The following is a 17857-nucleotide window of genomic DNA, read 5'->3' on the forward strand; positions in this document are numbered from 1 at the left end:
TTTATAATTAACATAATCAATGCAACAATCTTTCGTAGATTTTATCATGCCATTTGCAATTGCTGTGATCATGCTAGGCATTGGTTTAGAGTTAAAGTTTAAAGATTTTGAAAGGGTATTTATCCAACCAAAGGCTGTGATAACTGGCATTGCAAGTCAAATGATTTTAATGCCAGTAATTGCCCTAGGTTTAATTTATTTTTGGCCAATTGATCCTGTCTATAAAGTTGGCTTAATGCTTTTGGCAGCATGTCCTGGTGGAACAGCTTCAAACTTAGTGACAAAATTGTTAGGTGGAAGAGTGGCACTTTCCATTTCTATGACTGCTTTCAACAGCTTTATTATTTTATTTACTATTCCAGCCATCCTTAAGCTAAGCTTTTATTTATTTTTAGGGAAGGAGCAGTCCATTGATTTAAGTTTTTGGCAAACGACAGCACAGGTTTTTTATACTGTTATTATCCCTGCTACTATAGGTGTGCTAGTGAATGAATTTTCTTCAGAAAGATTCACTGATCCATTAAAAAAGCCATTAAAGTATATTTTGCCCATTATATTAATTGTCGCGCTTTTAGCCGTTGTGTTTTTAGATGAGGACAATAAAGAAGTAAATTACCTGGACCATCTTAATTTATTAATACCGCTTATTATTTTCAATGTTATAACCATGCTTTTTGGATATCGAATTGGCAAACTCTTAGGGCTAAGACATGACTCTAATTATACTATTGCAATCGAAATGGGCTTACAAAATAGTGTTTTGGCGCTGTTTATAGCCAATCAGGTAGTGGAGATTTCAGCGATCAGTACTATGGCAATTTTATATAGTAGTTTTTCTTTTATCACCACTTTTGGAATTGCTTTTTTAATGCAAAAACGAGTAATCCCAGGTTTTAGAGGCTAAAAATTATCCATTCATAACAATTTCTTCACATCTGTAAAGGTTTCATATTGCGCTATTGGATTTATCCTATATATTTACGACCTAAAATTTCATACATGGCATCAAGAGGAGGTTTTTCAAACCGTTTAGGTTTTATAGCAGCAGCAGCAGGTTCTGCAGTAGGTTTAGGTAACATTTGGAAGTTTCCTTATGAAGTAGGAGAAAATGGAGGAGCTGCATTTTTGGTAATTTATTTGGCTTGTGCTTTTCTAATTTGTTTACCCATCATGCTGGCGGAAACAGCTATTGGTAGAAATACTAGGCTGAATCCTTTTGGAGCATTCAACAAAATCGGAAACCGTAAATGGGGATTGGTTGGATTATTAGGAGTATTATCTGGTATCATGATCCTAAGCTTCTACAATGTTGTGGCTGGTTGGGCTTTTGGTTATTTTATCCAAATTGGTTTTGGGGGCTTGCTCAGTAAAGGAGTAAATTATGGTGAATATTTTGGAAGCTTTGTCTCTGACATTACAGATAACCTTTTATTCTCGATCGGCTTTATGGTGTTAACCGCCTTGATTGTTGCTGGCGGTGTGCAAAAAGGAATTGAAAGGTGGACAAAGATTTTGATGCCTTTGCTTATAGCTATGATCCTCGGTTTGATTTCTTATGGATTGACATTAGATGGAGCGATGGATGGTTTATCTTTCTATTTGGTTCCTGATTTTAGTGAAATAAATGCCAATACGTTTTACACTGCCCTAGCTCAGGCTTTCTTTTCTCTTTCATTAGGAATGGGAGCCTTGATCACATACGGTTCCTATGTTGGTAAAGATGATAGTATTGTAGGAGCAGCAGCTTTAATCACTATAGCAGATATATCTATTGCATTTTTAGCAGGTTTGATGATTTTCCCATTAGTATTCAGTCAGCCTAGCATAGAAGCAAATGCTGGCCCAGGTTTGGTATTCGTTGCCTTGCCAGGGATTTTTGAAACCATGGGAAGCGTTGGGCCATTCGTAGGAGCATCCTTCTTTTTGCTTTTGTGCTTTGCAGCACTAACTTCTACGGTTTCATTATTGGAGGTTCCAGTAGCATTTGTGACCGATCAGTTTAAGACCAATAGGAAAAAGACTGTGTACCTAGTGGCTACGTTCATTTTCTTTGTAGGCTTACCGACCATGCTATCACAAGGAGCTTCAGATTTCTTTACAAATTTCACTTATTACGGGGGAGAAAGTAAAGACTTTTTCACACTAATTGAGAATTTGTTTTCAGATTTAGCCTTGCCCTTAGGTGGATTCTTTATTGCAATATTTGCCGGTTGGTCTTGGAAAAATAAAGGTTTTCAGAAAGAATTATATTTTGGAAATGCTGCATTAGAAGGTACCTTTCTAGAAAAAATGATTTTATTCATGGTGCGCTTCGTTTCACCATTTGTAGTTGGAGCTATTTTTATTATTAGTGTTCTGCAGATTTTCTTCAATGTGTCATTATTCTAGAATAAATAGTAATGGTTGATAACATAAAAAGGCTCGAGATTCGAGCCTTTTTTATAGAAATTTTTTTCAGTCTGTTTCAATAATTTTCCTTTTAGAAGAGGAAAGTGCTAATAAAGGAACCTTAGTATGGAAAATTAGAGATTTGGATTCGCTTCTAGCAAACAAGCTTTCGAATAACCCTTTTTTCCTTGGCAAGACCACTAATAAATCAATTCTATTCCTCTCTGCAAACTCATCAATTCCGGACTCTACATTTCTGTTAACCATAAAATGGTATTGATGCGGTAGGCCCTTTAAATGGAGCTCTAAGTTTTTTGCCTCTTCCGCTTTTTCCTTATCTAGCATAGGCTCAGCACTTACATGGATCAAATGAATTTCAGAGGCATAGGCTTGTCGAATAGCTTTGACTGGGCTTAGAAGCTCCGCAATAATACCTTTATAGTCACTTGATAATGCGATATTCTTAATATCAACATATCGTGCATCTTCTGGGATGACTAAGACGGGTGCAACTTCTGCTTTAATAACTCGATGAGCATTTGTACCTAAAATAACTTCATCTACACCGCTTGCGCCCTTTGTTCCCATAATGATCAAGTCTACATCATTTTCCAGACAAAATTCTTCAACCGCATCTTTAACATAATTCTCAGTTTTAACGGGTTCATATTCAAAATCCTTTATCATGGGGACTTTCTCTTCAATTTTATCAAATTCTGAATCGATGAATTTCTTAATGTCTTCAACACTTTCACCCACATCATACGCTATATTAAAATCAGCGTAAGCCAATGGTACGGTATAGGCGTTTAAAATAGTGATTTCCGCTTGTGGATTGATATGTTTTGCAAATTTAAGTGCATATTCCAAAGCATTCATTGCGCAATCAGAAAAGTCGGTTGGAACTAATATGTGCTTTATCATGGCTTCTAATTTTAGAATTCAAAAAAGTTATACAAACAGCTTTTGTCCAATAATGTATTGATTGCTGTTTGTATTTTAAAATTAGAAATATTTAAACCGAAATACGTTGACTTAAAGTATATCTTAAGCTGATATAAGTCATCTTATTAAGAGTTATTTTTGTGTCAAAAAATAAAAACTTTAAGCAGTAATTCCACCTCTCCTTTGGGTCTGTCGAAGCCTCATTTTTCTTGCTAATTGTAGCAGCAATATTGCTAAGAAATAGCTTCCGATGGAGATGGGTATAGTTAAAGTTAAATTACCTAGTGCAAATTGCTTGAAAAACAGTAAGATTTGTCGCATAGTTTCATTTTGAACTTCTACATCGGGTAGACTGTTGGAAATCCTACTTCCTATCTTGTAACTTAGCCAAAAAATAGGGATTATGGTAATGGCGTTCCAAACCATCATGGAGAGCAATACAGCCATTTTGTTGAGCTGTTTGAATACAGTTATAAAACCGATCCCAATTGCCGTACTAAAACCAGGTGTTGGTAAGAGGGCAATTAAGGTTCCGAAAGCGTAGCTCAAAGCAATTGATACATCTGATTTATCAGAAGTGAGTATTGCTATGGTATAGCGCTTGAGTTTAAATATATATTTATCTTTATAAAAGCGTAAGCGTCTAACCGCCCACCTTTTTAACTTTGCTGTAGCCATCTTTTTGTAAAACTTCTACTATTTTATCTCGAAAATCTCCCTGAATGAGGATTTCTCCTTCTTTTACGCTTCCACCAACTCCGCACTTTGATTTGAGTACCTTTCCAAGATCTTTTAGATCATCTTCAGTTCCAATGAACCCGCTAATCAAACTGACTTTCTTGCCAGCTCTTGCTTTTTTGTCTAGTTGTACCTTCAGATTTTGTTGAGAGGCGGGGAGTGTCTCCTGTTCTTCTTGCCCCTCATACTCGTACTCGAAATCATCTGAAGTGGAATAAACGATACCTTCTCTTTGCTTTTTACTTTTCTTGCTCATTGTTAGTTTTTCTATACTTCTTATACGTTTAGTAAACTCAAAGTTTAGTCCTTTTCTATCAATTCTAGCTAATTATTTTTTCAAATTTAAGAAAGCTTAAAGTCCTTTCAAATTCCGATGAAATTTTAGCTCTTAGACGTAGAACATCATGAGTCACAGGATGTTTAAATTCAAGCTCTTTGGCGTGCAAGAGCATGCTATCCATAGACCATTTGTCTTTAAATAGTCTATTCTGCTTATTGCATCCGTGCGGTCGATCTGCGATAATAGGATGATGAATATGCGCCAAATGCTTCCTGATTTGATGCATTCGCCCAGTTTCAGGTTGTACTTCTACTAGAGAGTATCTAGATGTTTCAAATTTTCCTAAGGGAACTGGTATTTCAGTTTGTGCTAAGGTTTTATAATGGGTAATAGATTCCTGTAACTGACCGTTGTCTTTTTTCAGGGCATAATCTATAGTTCCTGTAGCATCAGTAAAACCCCTGACTATTGCCCAGTATGTTTTTGCAATTTGTTGCTCTCTAAACAGAGTACTTAAACGAGCATTAACATCTTCATTTAGGGCAAATAGTAAGATACCCGATGTTTTCCGATCGATTCTATGAACTGGATAAACACGCTGGCCAATTTGATCTCGCAACAATTGTAAAGCAAAAACATCTCTTTCCGTTGCTATCTTGGTTCGATGAACGAGTAAGCCGTGTGGCTTGTTAATAGCTATGATTTGTTCATCTCTGTAGATGATTTCTAATGGACCATTATTCACTGCTAATCTCTTTTGAATACTTCCTCCACCATCCATTATTACTCTTATCTGACAGTTTAAACCATTTACCTTGCGGGTGACTCAAAAGAGGCAAGTCTGTTTCACTTGAAAGTTGTTCTAATTCATGAATAGGCTCGTACCAGCTGTGCAATGCCAAGTCAAAAGTTCCCCAATGAATAGGAAATAATCTAAGGGCTCTCATTTGCTTGAAAGCCTCAATAGCTTCTTTAGGATCCATGTGGATATCATGCCAAGCTTCATTATAAGCACCTATGGGCATAATTGCAATTTCGAATGGGCCCAATTTAGCATCAATCTCTTCAAATCCATCGAAAATTCCAGTATCTCCACCAAAGTAGATATTATCCCCATCCATTTCAATGGCCCAAGAAGCCCAGAAGGTGTTGTTTTGACTCAATAATCTACCACTAAAATGGCGGGCAGGTGTGGCAGTGATTGTAATTCCATTTTCAGTATGGGTATCCCACCAGCTAAATTCCTTTATTTTTTCTTTTGGAACACCCCAATACTCTAAACTAGCACTTACACCAGTAGGTACATAAAAATATTTTGTTTTGGCTGTTATTTTTTTGATGGTTTCATAATCCAAATGATCGTAATGGTCGTGAGAAATCACTACAGCTTCCAACTCAGGAAGATTTTCAGCAGAAATAGGAGGGGCACTGAATCTTTTCGGGCCCATGAAGGTAAAGGGTGAAGCACGCTCACCCAACATTGGATCCGCTAATACATACTTACCATTTTTGTAGAAAAGGATTGCGGCATGCCCCAACCAATTAACTTGCAAAATACTGTCATTTTCCTGCTTGTTGGTTTCAGAAAAAATATAGTCTTCAGTAGGATTTGTTTCTACATCTCTTTTAAAATAATTTCTAAGGATGCGAGGCGTTTGGGAGAATTCAGCACTTTTCGTCTCAACTGAGTTGATGAATTTTCCTTTATGGTAATAAGGAGATTTTGCCATCTTTTCTGAATTAGGAGCTTTACCAACTGAGGGAACAAAATATTTTACCATATAATAGCCTAAAAAGAAAAAGGCTACTACGATGAGTAAGCCTTTTACGATGTTAATTAAAATTTTCATTATTTGTTTAAACTGCAAAATGAATTTAATGTTCCAATGAATGTCATGCAGTCACTTTACCATATAACTCAGCTCTCTGAGCTTGAATTCTGTCATCGTCCATGTATTGATCATAGGTTTTTAAACTGTCTATGTTTCCATTAGGAGTAATTTCCAAGATACGATTAGCAACAGTATTGGTGAATTCATGGTCATGAGATGTAAATAGTACAGTACCTGGGAAGTCTTTCAAGCCATTATTGAAAGCCTGAATGGACTCCAAATCTAGATGGTTCGTAGGTTCATCCAATATTAAAAGATTTCCGCCAGTTAACATCATTTTTGAAACCATACATCTTACTTTTTCTCCTCCTGACAAAACATTTACAGATTTGAAAGTATCTTCACCAGTGAATAGCATTTTACCTAAGAATCCACGGATGTAAACCTCATCTTTTTCATCAGAGTAGTTTCTTAACCAGTCGATTAAGTTTTCTTTCCCTTGGAAAAACTCATCATTGTGGTTCGGTAAATACGAAGTGGTAATGGTTTGTCCAAATTTGAAACTTCCTGAGTCAGCTTGCATACTACCGTTCAAGATTTCAAATAGGGCAGTGGTAGCCAAACTATTCTTACTCAAAACAGATATTTTATCCCCTTTATTAACGAATAAATCCAAATCCTTAATCAAGACTTTATCCTCAACTGCTTTGTTGAGTTTCTCAATCTGTAAGATTTGGTCACCCGCTTCTCTATTTTGATTAAAGATAATAGCAGGATATCTACGAGTAGAAGGTTTTATGTCTTCTACATTGATTTTATCCAATAATTTCCTTCTACTAGTCGCTTGTTTCGATTTAGATGCATTCGCACTAAATCGAGCAATAAATTCCTGTAACTCTTTCTTCTTTTCTTCTGCCTTTTTGTTGGCAGATGATTTTTGGCTTAAAGCCAATTGACTTGACTCATACCAGAAAGAATAGTTTCCAGAATACATGCTGATTTGACTGAAATCAATATCTACGATGTGTGTACAAACCGTATCCAAAAAGTGTCTATCGTGAGAAACTACGATAACGGTGTTTTTGAATTCCAAAAGGAAATCCTCGAGCCAAGCGATGGTATAAATATCCAAATCATTGGTAGGCTCATCCAGAATCAATACATCAGGGTTGCCGAATAACGCTTGCGCCAAAAGGACACGTACTCTATAATTACCGTCAACGTCTTTCAATAATTTGTAGTGATGCTCTTCTTCAATGCCCAAACCACTCAAAAGAGCAGCAGCATCAGATTCAGCATTCCAGCCATCCATTTCAGCAAATTCTTCTTCTAATTCCGATACTTTAATACCGTCTGCTTCAGAAAAATCAGGCTTGCTGTATAATTCTTCTTTGGCTTTGATGTTGTTCCACAATTTATCGTGTCCCATCATCACGGTATTTAAAACAGAGTGCTCATTGAACTCATTATGGTTCTGCTTTAGCACAGCCATTCTTTTGCCGGAATCAAGGCTAACATTTCCTTTAGTAGGGTTAATTTCCCCTGAAAGGATTTTTAGGAAAGTGGATTTTCCTGCTCCGTTGGCACCAATTACGCCATAGCAGTTTCCTTGCGTGAATTTGATGTTAACTTCATCAAATAGAACTCTTTTTCCAAATTGTAGGGTTAAATTACTGGTATTAATCATAGTATTTTTTCAATCAAAGTGCAAAGGTACGGATATTCATTGAGAGTGGTGAGCTTTAAAGACTAGATATTTGTGAAAAATAGTATAGCTCCTTCCCTAATTGGGCTTAGGTAACATAACAGTAGCCGCTTAGTACTAAAATATCCTTCCGAATGGAACTTGGACGTTTCGATTTTAGTGAGTAGACATGTTTTTTTTGTTTACTATTTTTAAAAGAGTAAATGCAGAAGTATGATAAATTTTTGCCCTAGCGGTATAATATTATGGTAATTAATAACCGAAACAGCAATACCAAGCTCATGTGATGAGCATTGCCTGCAATGGCTTTATGTTTTAACAACACTAAGCACCTATATTTATCGACAAATCAATTATTTCTATCGACAAATATAACTTTCTCCTAAAAATACGTTACAAGACGTGTACTAAACAATTGTATGAAATGAACAAATTGAAATCTATTTTTAGGCTAACCGCCTTGTGTTTGATTTTAAGTGCAGGCTTATTTGCTTGCAAGAGTAGTAAGAAAATGGCAGATACTTCTAAAAATGATGAAGCCGTTGAGACTCAGCAAGAGAAACCGGATAATACGACAGTAGATGTGGAGATGAAAGGAGAGTCTGAATCTCAGAAGAAGGAAATTAAAATGAAAACTATTTCCTCCAAGTTGGATGATTATTTTAACGCTATTGCTAGTTCTTCAGCTAATACCACTCAAGCTAATAGAAATATAAACGAAGCTAAATCAATGTTTGCTTCTCCTGATGTTCCAGTTTTGATTATCATCAATGAATCAGCAGATGGCACTAAGGATTATGATCAGCCTACCAATATTTTGGATTACATGAACTATTTAAAAGATCAAGGTAAAAATCTGAATGATATCTACAAGGTCAAAACCAATGAAAGGGGTAGAATTACCGAACTAGAATTGATCAGAAAATAATTCATAAAAGTCACTTAAAATTGTAAAAAAATGAAACTATTAAAGATAAGATATATAGGTTTAATCGCCTTGCTAATTACTTTTTCAGCGGGTGCTTTCGCACAAACGGATGACGTTTCGCCTCAACGAAAGCAGGCCATTGATTCATTAGCACTGGAAAAAGTACGGGACCTTAGTAAATATATTAGCATTATTGGCGACAAAGAAACAGCTTATTCGGAAGCTAATCGAGTAATGGATAGAGCTGAAGAACTTTTTGCTCCCGATAGCGAGATGGGTGTTTCTTCCTTAACTACTGAAGAAATTGAGTATTATAAGGTGAGAAAATACTTTGAGCGTTTGATGGCTTTGAATTATGATAAGGTAAAAATCAGTTGGTATGATATTCATTATATCAGTGATTTGGAAAAGCAACCAGATGGTAAATATGTTGGCATTGTTACTGTTTACCAAAGGTTTGAAGGATCTTCAGATGATGGCTTGAATTATAAAGACACCACCAAAAAAGATATTACCATATATGTTGAGAAAAAGAAAACTCAAATTTCTGGTAGAACTATCGAGTTTTGGGACGTGATGTTAGGCGATATTCGTGTGACGGAAACTTCTTCATGATACGAATTGTCATTCTCAATTTATTATTAAGTTTACCTTTCATGCTCCCTGCCCAAATTGTGCAGGGAGATGGAAGCACTTCAGATGAATCTGAATTGTATGCGTCAACTAAGCAGGTTAATCAATTTTTTAGACGATTTAATGGGGAAGAGGACCAAAAAGGGAATCGCTTTTATGAAAATGATAAATCCTTTAGGGAAACTTCTTTGCGAAAGGATTATATTACACTACTTTTTGACAGAGAGAACCAAAACATTTCTATTGATCAGAAAAAGTCTTTTATAAATGATGTTACTGATAAAAGGAATCCCCAGTTCTTAGATTTCCATCGAGAAGGCTGGTTTGCAGAAGTCAATGCTGTTTTTAATCGGGATGGTCAGCAAGAGAATATATTGCTTTTCTTTAAAATTCAACAAGAGGGAAAAGGTTATGAGTGGGTTTTAGAGCAGGTTGCTTCAAGTTATTATCAGGAGTTTTTTGATAAAGATGAAGGAGATGAAAAAGCCTTTTTGCACCCTATGAGTCATGAGTTGGATTTCATGAATTTACATAAATCTTTGAATCAGGAAAATGCTGTAGATTTTACTGGCGATGATTTTGAAGTAGATCCTTTGTCTATTTTTCTTTATGAAATGGCTTCAAAGCAGCTTCAGTTTAAAACCGTTAAGAACAGTAGATTTCATTTCTTCCAATGTGAAGGCTGGTATTTTCAAATTACTGAATACAACCGATCTGGTTATAATAGTGGTTGGTTAATTTCTGATTTGACAAAACTCCAAAGGCAAGATATTCCAAAACTGAAAGCATTTATCTATGAGGCAAAATAGTGTTGTATTCATTCTTTTTAGCTTTGTTTTTTTATTGAGTATAGAGCTTGATGGACAAGATATTGAAGGTTTTGATAATAAGGAAGTTAAATCCTATCAGTCTAAAGCAGAAGACCAAGTTCGTTTTCTAGAGTATTTGTTGAATACACTAGGTAGCAAAGAGGCAAGTCCTAGAGATAAAGATGTAATCATTAGAGAGAGCTATTTAAAGATCTTCAGGGATAGTAAAATTCAAATTGAAGATGATTTAACTGAAAATCGAAATGTATTAATTAATAAAGATGTAACTGCTTATCTGAAAGACATAGATTTCTTCTTTCAAGAAGCGTCTTTTGATTTTGACGTTAAATCAAGTGAACCCTTTTTACGAGATAATGGGGGCTTGTCTTTTAAATTTGAGCTTACTAGGACATTAAAAGCTACAGGGATTGAAGGGGAGTCTATTCTTAATAGTAAAACTCGGTTTGTTGAAATCAATTTGAATAAAGAAAATAATGAACTTCAGATTGCAAGTATTTACACGACTAAGGTAAGCAGAGATGAAGCAATTAAAGAATGGTGGGATAATCTTTCCTTAGGTTGGCAGAATATTTTTAAAAATGAGATTGGAAGTGAAGATGATAGTTTACAGATCAACCAATTAAATAAGATAGCTTCCATTGATTCATTAGATTTTTCTGGTAATGAAACAATCATAAGCCTCGAACCCATCAGCTTTTTGGTTGATCTAGAATTCATAGATTTGAGCCATACTGGAATTGAAGATATTGCTCCCCTTAGTAGTCTTACAGAATTGAAGCATTTGAATATTTCTTACACTGCAATAAAGAATTTAAGCTTTTTACGCTATGCTGAGAACATGGAGCATCTGGATATTTCATTTACTCCGGTTGAGAAGATTGATGAATTGGAAAATCTTAAAGCTTTAAAAGAATTACATCTATCCGGTGCAGATATCAGTGATTTTAAAGTACTGGCGCACTTCCAAAAACTATCAAAGGTAGATCTTAGTGAAACGTTTTTTAACGAACCTGAAGTGTTTTCTGAAATGAAGATGCTAGAAGAGCTCAATATGGCAAAAAGTAATTTATCCAGTTTGAATAATAGAATGAGTCCAGAAACATTGAAAAGACTTGATGTTTCATTTGCCTTTATTTCAGATTTGTCTCCTTTAGAAAATTACCAGAAGCTACAAATCCTCAATATCAATAATACGCAGGTTGAAAATTTGGAACCATTGCAAAGCTTAAAAAAGCTAGAAAAAATTTATGCAGACAACACATTTGTGAGTGAACAAGATATCAGTGACTTTGTGGATTCAAATCCTACGAAATTACTGATAGTAAATTCAGAAGAATTGTCGCATTGGTGGACGAATCTAGATCAATCTTGGAAAAATGTCTTCTCTGGATATTTCGAAAGACAGTTGAGTAGCAAACCTGAAAAAGAAGAGCTAACAAAGCTGATTTTGAAAGATAGTCTTAGCCTTGATGATTATGGCTTAACTGATTTAGATCCGCTGAGTAAGTTTTCAAGATTACGCTATTTGTCTATTTCCAATAATAGAATAAAAAGTTTATTACCTATTGAAGGCTTAAATTCTTTAAGCGTTTTGGAGGCTGAGAATATTGAATTGAATTCAGTTAAATCAATTCTTACTTTAAAGAAATTAAAGAGGTTAAATTTAGCAAATAATCAACTCTCAGAAGATCAGTTTTTGCAACTAAGCAAGTTGAATAGTTTAATTGAACTAAATGTCGATAGAAGTGGAATCGAAAAGGAAATTGTGCGCGACTTTTTATCCCAAAAATCTATGGAATGTGCGGTGATATACGATCAGAAAGGGATGAATACTTGGTGGAATGAACTGGACCCTAATTGGCAATCAATTTTTAAGTTACAATTTCCGTTGAGTAACAATCCTACAGTCAAAGAATTACATGAATTAACAGCTATCAGAAGTATTGCGATTATAGATGAGGATATTAAAAATCTGCATCCTTTGTCACAATTTATCTATGTAGAACAATTGGTTTTGGAAAAAGTTGGTTTGAGTAATTTAGAAAGTATATTCGCTGTAAAAGATGTAAGAATATTGAGTATTAAGGAAAGTCCTATCACAGATTTACAACCTTTAAACAGACTGTCTAATTTGGAAAAATTGACTTTAGATTTTTCAGCAGTTTCCGATTTAAGGCCATTGGAAAGAATGGAAAACCTACGATACTTGAGTCTAAAAGGAACTCAAATAAAAAACATTAAAGGTATAGAAACATTAATTGGCTTAAACTACTTGGATATATCAAGTACACAAGTCCGTTGGATAGGAAGACTTGAAGACTTGTATAATATTGAACAGTTTGTATGCTACAATACTAGAATCTTTGATTTCAGTATTAATAAATTTAAAGAAGGCCACCCAGATTGTATAATAAGGTTTTATTAGCCCCTTAATCCTCAAAGGGAAATTTTTTAATAGAATCTCCCTGTTCTGAAAGCGCCAGATAATGCTACCGGAATTTCAGCCTCGGCTTGGATAACGGTGGCTTTTGCTCTTTGTACGCGAGCGGACATTTCCTGTTCCAAAGCAACCGCCATAGCCCTTCTTTTTTCCGCTTTTGCTTTCGCAATATTCAAATCCGCTGAGGCTTGATCTATTTGTAGAAATGCACCAATGTTTTTTCCTATATCGATATCTGCTATATCTATTGATAATATCTCAAATGCAGTTCCAGCATCTAAACCATCTGCTAATACTTTTTTAGAGATACTTTCAGGATTTTCCAGTACCTCGTAATATGTTTTAGCTGTTCCAATACAGGAAATTACGCCTTGTCCGACTCGAGCCTTGATAGTTTCTTCACCAGCTCCACCCACTAATCTACCCAAATTAGTACGTACTGTGACCCGTGCCTCAGCGATTAGCTGAATTCCATCAAGAGATACCCCAGTAATGGCGGGAACTACAATCATATAAGGGGTTACTGAAACTTGTACGGCTTGTAAAACATCTCTTCCTGCTAAATCAATTGCAGTAGCTTGTTTGAAAGAAAGTTGCAAATTTGCCTTATCAGCAACAATTAATGCTTTAATGACATTAGGTAAATTGCCATTGGCTAAATAGTGTGTTTCCATTTCTTCAGTCGTGACATCAAGTATACCGGCCTTTGTGGCATTTATCATGGCATTGGCAATTAGCACAGGAGGTACTTTTCTGAACCGCATAAAAACTAATTCTAACAAATTAATTTTTACGCCAGAGAAAATGGCCGTAATCCAAATATTAACCGGAAATATGAATAGCAATAACCATATACCGACCAAAATGGCAAGCAGTAAAAAAATAGAATATAATGCCATTTGATATCAGCGTTAATAAGTGTGCTGAAAGGTAGTGAATTGCCCTTATATTTTGTCTTAATTATGTTTATTTAATTTTTGACTAAACTACCAACTTCCTTAATCTTTATTTGTACTAGAATTGAATATTTGGTAACATGCACTATATTTCAAGGGTGCTTATATTTTAATTAATGACAGAAAATCTAGAACAGCTTGCAGCACAATGGCATTCATTTTTGCAAGATTATTTTCAGAGACTTATTGCGCAAAAAAGAGAATTTCTTACAGCTCATTTTGAATTTGTGAGTCTACAAAAACCCGTGCAGACAGAGGAATCGAATTTCAAAGCAGATGATGAATATAAGCAAGCTATTTTCGAATTTATAAAAAACACTTATTCGGAACGTCCTAATTTGCAGCAATCAGATTTCGAAGTGCTACACGCTAGCTTGATTACAGAATTTAGAAACTTGCAGACTTCAGTACCGGATGTTACTGTTAAGCAACAAATATCAAATAGGTTTCAATTATTAAAAGAAGACCGTTTCCGATTAAAAGTGCAGAAGCCATTTAAGATTTTCATCTTCCACTTGAGCAAACTGCCTTTTTACTTTATTAATTTGTTTCGCAAGCAAAAGAAGCCTTTAAAATATTGGAAGCATGAAATTAATGTAAAACAACTCTTTGAAAGGCATTTCTTTAATGGATTTCAAGATTTCATAAGTGAACTCAATCAATCTATTTTAAAAGAATTTACAGCTTCGCTGGTCAAACTAAAAGATTACGAGGATTTGCCCACAGAAGAAATTAGCACAGACAGCGAAAGCTTTGATGTTGGTTTTAATCCAGATTTCGTAAAAGCCATCAAAACCAAGATTAATGACGAATATCTGGAATTATGTAAGTCATTTGAAGAAGAGTACGATCTTGCAGGTACTATTGAGTTGAAGGATAAATTACTTAGCTCTCAGCGACTGAAAAATGATTTTAAGCAATTAAAGAAGCAGTTTTCTAGAAAAAATCATCAGTGGAATAATACAATTCATGCGCTTTTCGAAGATTGGCGTTCCGAACTTGAATTATCAGCTTTGCAGTCTTTCGTAAATAAAAGCATTGACGAATTAAACACTAATGTTGGAGAATGGAATAGTAAACTTCAAAGTAATTTCATTAATTCTATTAAATCCTTTCTAGCAGAAGCGCAATCAACTTTTAATGAGGGAGGAAGCGAAGAAGAAGATATTTCAAAAAAGATTACTCAGGTAAAATATATTACTAATAAGCAATTGGATAAGGGTTTGTTACAGAAGTTGCAAGAGAGCCTGTCTAAGAATACTATCTTAAATCAAATGGATCGCCTAGAGCATTTGATTGGGGAGCGTATAGAAAAGTTGGCAAGTGATTATGCAGTTACTAAGTCTAACCATTTTGATAAGCCGTTAGAAGATAGTGAGCTCTCTTCTATTTCAAATTACGAGTTACTCTCGTTCGAGCTTAAACCAAAATTGAATCAGCAACTGGAAACTTTAAAAAGTAATATTTTCCAGAAGATGGGAGATATATTGATTAAGGTAGGAGATATTGATGAAATAGTAAATTATGTATTGAGCGCTGCCTCCAATTCTTTGAGTTCAGAAGCAAACGTTAGCCAGGCGCGCAGCATAATAGTAGATGGATTTGAAAGAGCTGAAAACACCGCTCAGGAAGCTGATGTCCAAATTCAAGAAGTAATTAAAAATGCGCAGCATGAGCTTAAAGTCATGAGCGAAGAGCTTATTAAAGAATTGCAGGGCCTTAAGCAAAATGAAAATGTATCTGCAATAAAATTAAGAATAAACAAAGCAAAAGCAATTCAGAAGTCAGAGGCACTCACGCAACAAGGCTTAGATTTTGTAAAAAAATATTTTGAGGTTGCCAAGAAATTTACATTGGTCTATTACCAGAAGGCTTGGGAGTTAAAGGAAGAACTGTCGAAGCGGTTTCTATCCGCCACTATCGAAAATGAGCCTAACCGGGCAGTTTCTGATTTTCTTAACGAATCTAATCAGGTGATTGATGGCTTACCTGTTATTTATAAAAGATTATATGCTATTGAGCCCTTAACCGATATGGTCCTTTTTGAAGGAAGGGAAAGTGAAATTGAAAAGTTATCGACAGCCTATTTAGCTTGGTCGGGTGGTAAATATGCTTCAGTTTTGATAACCGCTGAGAAATGGAGTGGAATGACATCGCTCATTAATTATGCAGTTAAAAATATCAAATTCAACAGTGTTCCACTTCGTACGGAATTTAAAGTAAATGATCCTGATCCGCAAGCATTGTTTCAAGGGTTATCGGACTTATTGGAAACTAAGCTCATGGATAAACAGGCTATTATTGACTTTTTGAATTCAGGTCGGAAGAGAGTGATTATCTTTGAAAATTTACAGAAGCTTTTTTTACGTGAAATGCATGGTCAGAAAGCTCTGATTGAATTTATTGATATCATGACTGCTACCCAGAGCAATGTTTTTTGGATAGGAACCATGTCTATCTACACTTTTGAGTATTTGGAGAGATCTTTGAAAATGAGTGCATTTTTCAGTTATCATATTCCGCTTGAGCCTTTAAGCGATACTGAAATCAGTCAGCTTATTATCAAAAGAAATCGTATTAGTGGCTTTAGGATAAAATTTGAAGCTGTGGAAAGAGATAGCAGTGACAAAAAGTTTAAAAAGCTAAATGATGCGGAGCGACAGCAGTATTTGAAAGAACGTTTCTTTAAAGATTTAAATAATTTTGCAAAGAGCAATATAAGTATGGCCTTAATGTTTTGGTTGTTATCTACGAAAAAAGTGGATGATCAAACTATTATTATTAAGAGCTTTAAAAAACCTGATTTGAGCTTCTTAGCATCCCTTAAGAATGATAGGGTTTTTGTATTACAAGCTTTGATCATGCATGATGGTCTAAAACTGGAGCAAGTTGCCAAAGTCTTGTCATATAGTGTTACAAAAGCTAAATTCTTGTTGTTGGAGTTATTAGAAGATGGTGTTCTTATTGAAAAAGAAACACAGTATCTAGTTAATCCGATTATTTATAGAAATACTGTGCAACTCCTTAAATCTAGAAATTTATTATGAAATTTGGGCAAATAAAATGGCTAGCAATCCTTTTGATGGGGCTTTTGATTGCATTTCAAGTTTCGGCTCAAGATAGTATTGAGAGTCAAGAGAAAAGCTTGATAGGAGTGAAGCCTACTGTTCAAGATAATACTCCTAAAACTAAAAAGGCTAAAGTTCAAGAGCCACTTTTGAGCGTTGATTCCTTACAATTTCAAGCAGACAGCGTAAACACCATAAAGAAATCAGAAAAAAACCAAGAAAACGGTCTTATAGCAGCTGATACTTTAGTAGTGAAAACCGAAGACAGTGGAGATGGAAAAGGGTTAGATGATAGTAAAATTGAAGAATTATCAAACCTCATTTCAGGTGGTAATCTTTTTTACACCGTGGTTTTTATGCTTTTTGGATTTCTATTCATAAAAGTCATTACCTTCATATTGAATGCGTTAGCCGAGCGGAGTACCAAGTACAGGATTGCATTTAAGGGTTCTATCCCAATTGTTAAGATCATAGGCTGGGTCATCATCGTTACTTTAGTGATTGTAGTGATTTATAAACCCTCCGTAGCTTCTATGTTGGCAGTGTCTGCTTCAATCGGAGTTGCTATAGGCTTTGCTTCGCAAGATATTCTGAAAAACATATTCGGAGGTATAGTTATTTTGCTGGATAGACCTTTCGTATCTGGAGACAAAATTGAAGTTGATAAATATTATGGGGAAGTAGTAGAGATCGGTCTCCGTTCTACACGAATCGTTACGCCTGACGATTCTTTGGTTTCAGTTCCCAATGCCGTAATGATGAACAGCTCTTTATCAAACTCTAACGCTGGAGAGCCTAATTGTCAAGTAGTGGCTGAGATTTATTTACCACTTACAATTGATACTATTAAGACCAGAGAAATAGCTACTCAAGCAGCAACAGTTTCCAAATATATTTACCTTGGAAAACCTATTACTATACTTTTCTTGAATGAAGTCAATAATACGCATTCATACTATAAAATGAGGGTAAAGGCTTATGTAATGGATATAAGAGATGAATTCCGTTTTAAAAGCGATATGACAGAGTTGATTATCACAGAATTAGTTCAAGAAGGGATATTGACTGGCGAATTTTGAAAACTACAAGCGGATACTTTCTTAAAATACTTATA

15 protein-coding genes are annotated in these 17857 nt (G+C 35.1%); 8 read left to right on the plus strand and 7 right to left on the minus strand.

Annotated elements, in window-relative coordinates; genetic code table 11:
• Positions 1 to 19: 19 nt before the first annotated feature.
• Both B9Y84_RS01730 and B9Y84_RS01735 read left to right on the plus strand, forming a co-directional pair.
• Positions 20 to 904, plus strand: coding sequence for a bile acid:sodium symporter family protein (locus B9Y84_RS01730; RefSeq protein WP_085515367.1), 885 nt, complete (start codon positions 20 to 22; stop codon positions 902 to 904).
• 95 nt (positions 905 to 999) lie between these two features.
• Positions 1000 to 2388 carry a sodium-dependent transporter gene (locus tag B9Y84_RS01735; protein ID WP_085515368.1) on the plus strand — a complete coding sequence of 463 codons (1389 nt, stop codon included), beginning with the start codon at positions 1000 to 1002 and terminating at the stop codon, positions 2386 to 2388.
• A gap of 66 nt (positions 2389 to 2454) precedes the next feature.
• On the opposite strand, the gene B9Y84_RS01740 is transcribed toward B9Y84_RS01735, so the two are convergent.
• From B9Y84_RS01740 to B9Y84_RS01765, 6 genes are all read right to left on the minus strand, one after another.
• Entirely contained in the window at positions 2455 to 3312 is an 858-nt protein-coding gene (locus B9Y84_RS01740; protein WP_085515369.1) for a universal stress protein, read from the minus strand.
• A 180-nt stretch (positions 3313 to 3492) separates the two neighbouring features.
• The gene (locus B9Y84_RS01745) at positions 3493 to 4011 is read right to left on the minus strand and encodes a DUF2062 domain-containing protein (RefSeq protein ID WP_085515370.1); all 519 of its coding nucleotides are present in this window, start codon (positions 4009 to 4011) and stop codon (positions 3493 to 3495) included.
• Positions 3977 to 4327 carry a translation initiation factor gene (locus B9Y84_RS01750; protein ID WP_085515371.1) on the minus strand — a complete coding sequence of 117 codons (351 nt, stop codon included), beginning with the start codon at positions 4325 to 4327 and terminating at the stop codon, positions 3977 to 3979. Before B9Y84_RS01750 ends, B9Y84_RS01745 begins: the two co-directional genes overlap by 35 nt.
• Before the next feature lie 64 nt (positions 4328 to 4391).
• Positions 4392 to 5132 (minus strand): pseudouridine synthase, encoded by a 741-nt coding sequence (locus tag B9Y84_RS01755; protein ID WP_085515372.1) that lies wholly within the window; start codon positions 5130 to 5132, stop codon positions 4392 to 4394.
• Positions 5089 to 6201 (minus strand): MBL fold metallo-hydrolase, encoded by a 1113-nt coding sequence (locus tag B9Y84_RS01760; RefSeq protein ID WP_085515373.1) that lies wholly within the window; start codon positions 6199 to 6201, stop codon positions 5089 to 5091. Before B9Y84_RS01760 ends, B9Y84_RS01755 begins: the two co-directional genes overlap by 44 nt.
• 43 nt (positions 6202 to 6244) lie before the next feature.
• Positions 6245 to 7870, minus strand: a complete 1626-nt coding sequence (locus B9Y84_RS01765; RefSeq protein ID WP_085515374.1) for an ABC-F family ATP-binding cassette domain-containing protein — start codon at positions 7868 to 7870, stop codon at positions 6245 to 6247.
• Between the two features lie 442 nt (positions 7871 to 8312).
• Here B9Y84_RS01765 and B9Y84_RS01770 point away from each other — a divergent pair, with 442 nt between their 5' ends.
• Genes B9Y84_RS01770 through B9Y84_RS01785 form a run of 4 tightly spaced genes read left to right on the plus strand, consistent with a single transcriptional unit; the run spans position 8313 to position 12704 of the window.
• The gene (locus B9Y84_RS01770; RefSeq protein ID WP_139827918.1) at positions 8313 to 8816 is read left to right on the plus strand and encodes a nucleoid-structuring protein H-NS; all 504 of its coding nucleotides are present in this window, start codon (positions 8313 to 8315) and stop codon (positions 8814 to 8816) included.
• A 30-nt stretch (positions 8817 to 8846) separates the two neighbouring features.
• Positions 8847 to 9431, plus strand: coding sequence for a hypothetical protein (locus B9Y84_RS01775; RefSeq protein WP_085515376.1), 585 nt, complete (start codon positions 8847 to 8849; stop codon positions 9429 to 9431).
• Between the two features lie 41 nt (positions 9432 to 9472).
• Positions 9473 to 10258, plus strand: coding sequence for a hypothetical protein (locus B9Y84_RS01780; RefSeq protein WP_245830800.1), 786 nt, complete (start codon positions 9473 to 9475; stop codon positions 10256 to 10258).
• On the plus strand, positions 10245 to 12704 hold the full coding sequence (locus B9Y84_RS01785; RefSeq protein WP_085515378.1) for a leucine-rich repeat domain-containing protein: 2460 nt from the start codon (positions 10245 to 10247) through the stop codon (positions 12702 to 12704). Before B9Y84_RS01780 ends, B9Y84_RS01785 begins: the two co-directional genes overlap by 14 nt.
• A 26-nt stretch (positions 12705 to 12730) precedes the next feature.
• Here the strand turns inward: B9Y84_RS01785 and floA are convergent, their stop codons facing one another.
• Positions 12731 to 13618 carry a flotillin-like protein FloA gene (floA, locus tag B9Y84_RS01790; RefSeq protein ID WP_085515379.1) on the minus strand — a complete coding sequence of 296 codons (888 nt, stop codon included), beginning with the start codon at positions 13616 to 13618 and terminating at the stop codon, positions 12731 to 12733.
• 173 nt (positions 13619 to 13791) lie between these two features.
• Between floA and B9Y84_RS01795 the strand changes: the two genes are divergently transcribed.
• Complete coding sequence (locus B9Y84_RS01795) at positions 13792 to 16722, plus strand: hypothetical protein (RefSeq protein WP_085515380.1); 2931 nt, start codon at positions 13792 to 13794, stop codon at positions 16720 to 16722.
• Positions 16719 to 17822: a mechanosensitive ion channel family protein gene (locus tag B9Y84_RS01800; RefSeq protein ID WP_085515381.1), complete on the plus strand. Its 1104-nt coding sequence runs from the start codon at positions 16719 to 16721 to the stop codon at positions 17820 to 17822. The genes B9Y84_RS01795 and B9Y84_RS01800 overlap by 4 nt, the downstream gene beginning before the upstream one ends.
• Positions 17823 to 17857 lie beyond the last annotated feature (35 nt).

Origin of the sequence: Marivirga sericea (assembly GCF_900177665.1) — a bacterium.
Taxonomy (GTDB): Bacteria; Bacteroidota; Bacteroidia; order Cytophagales; family Cyclobacteriaceae; genus Marivirga; species Marivirga sericea.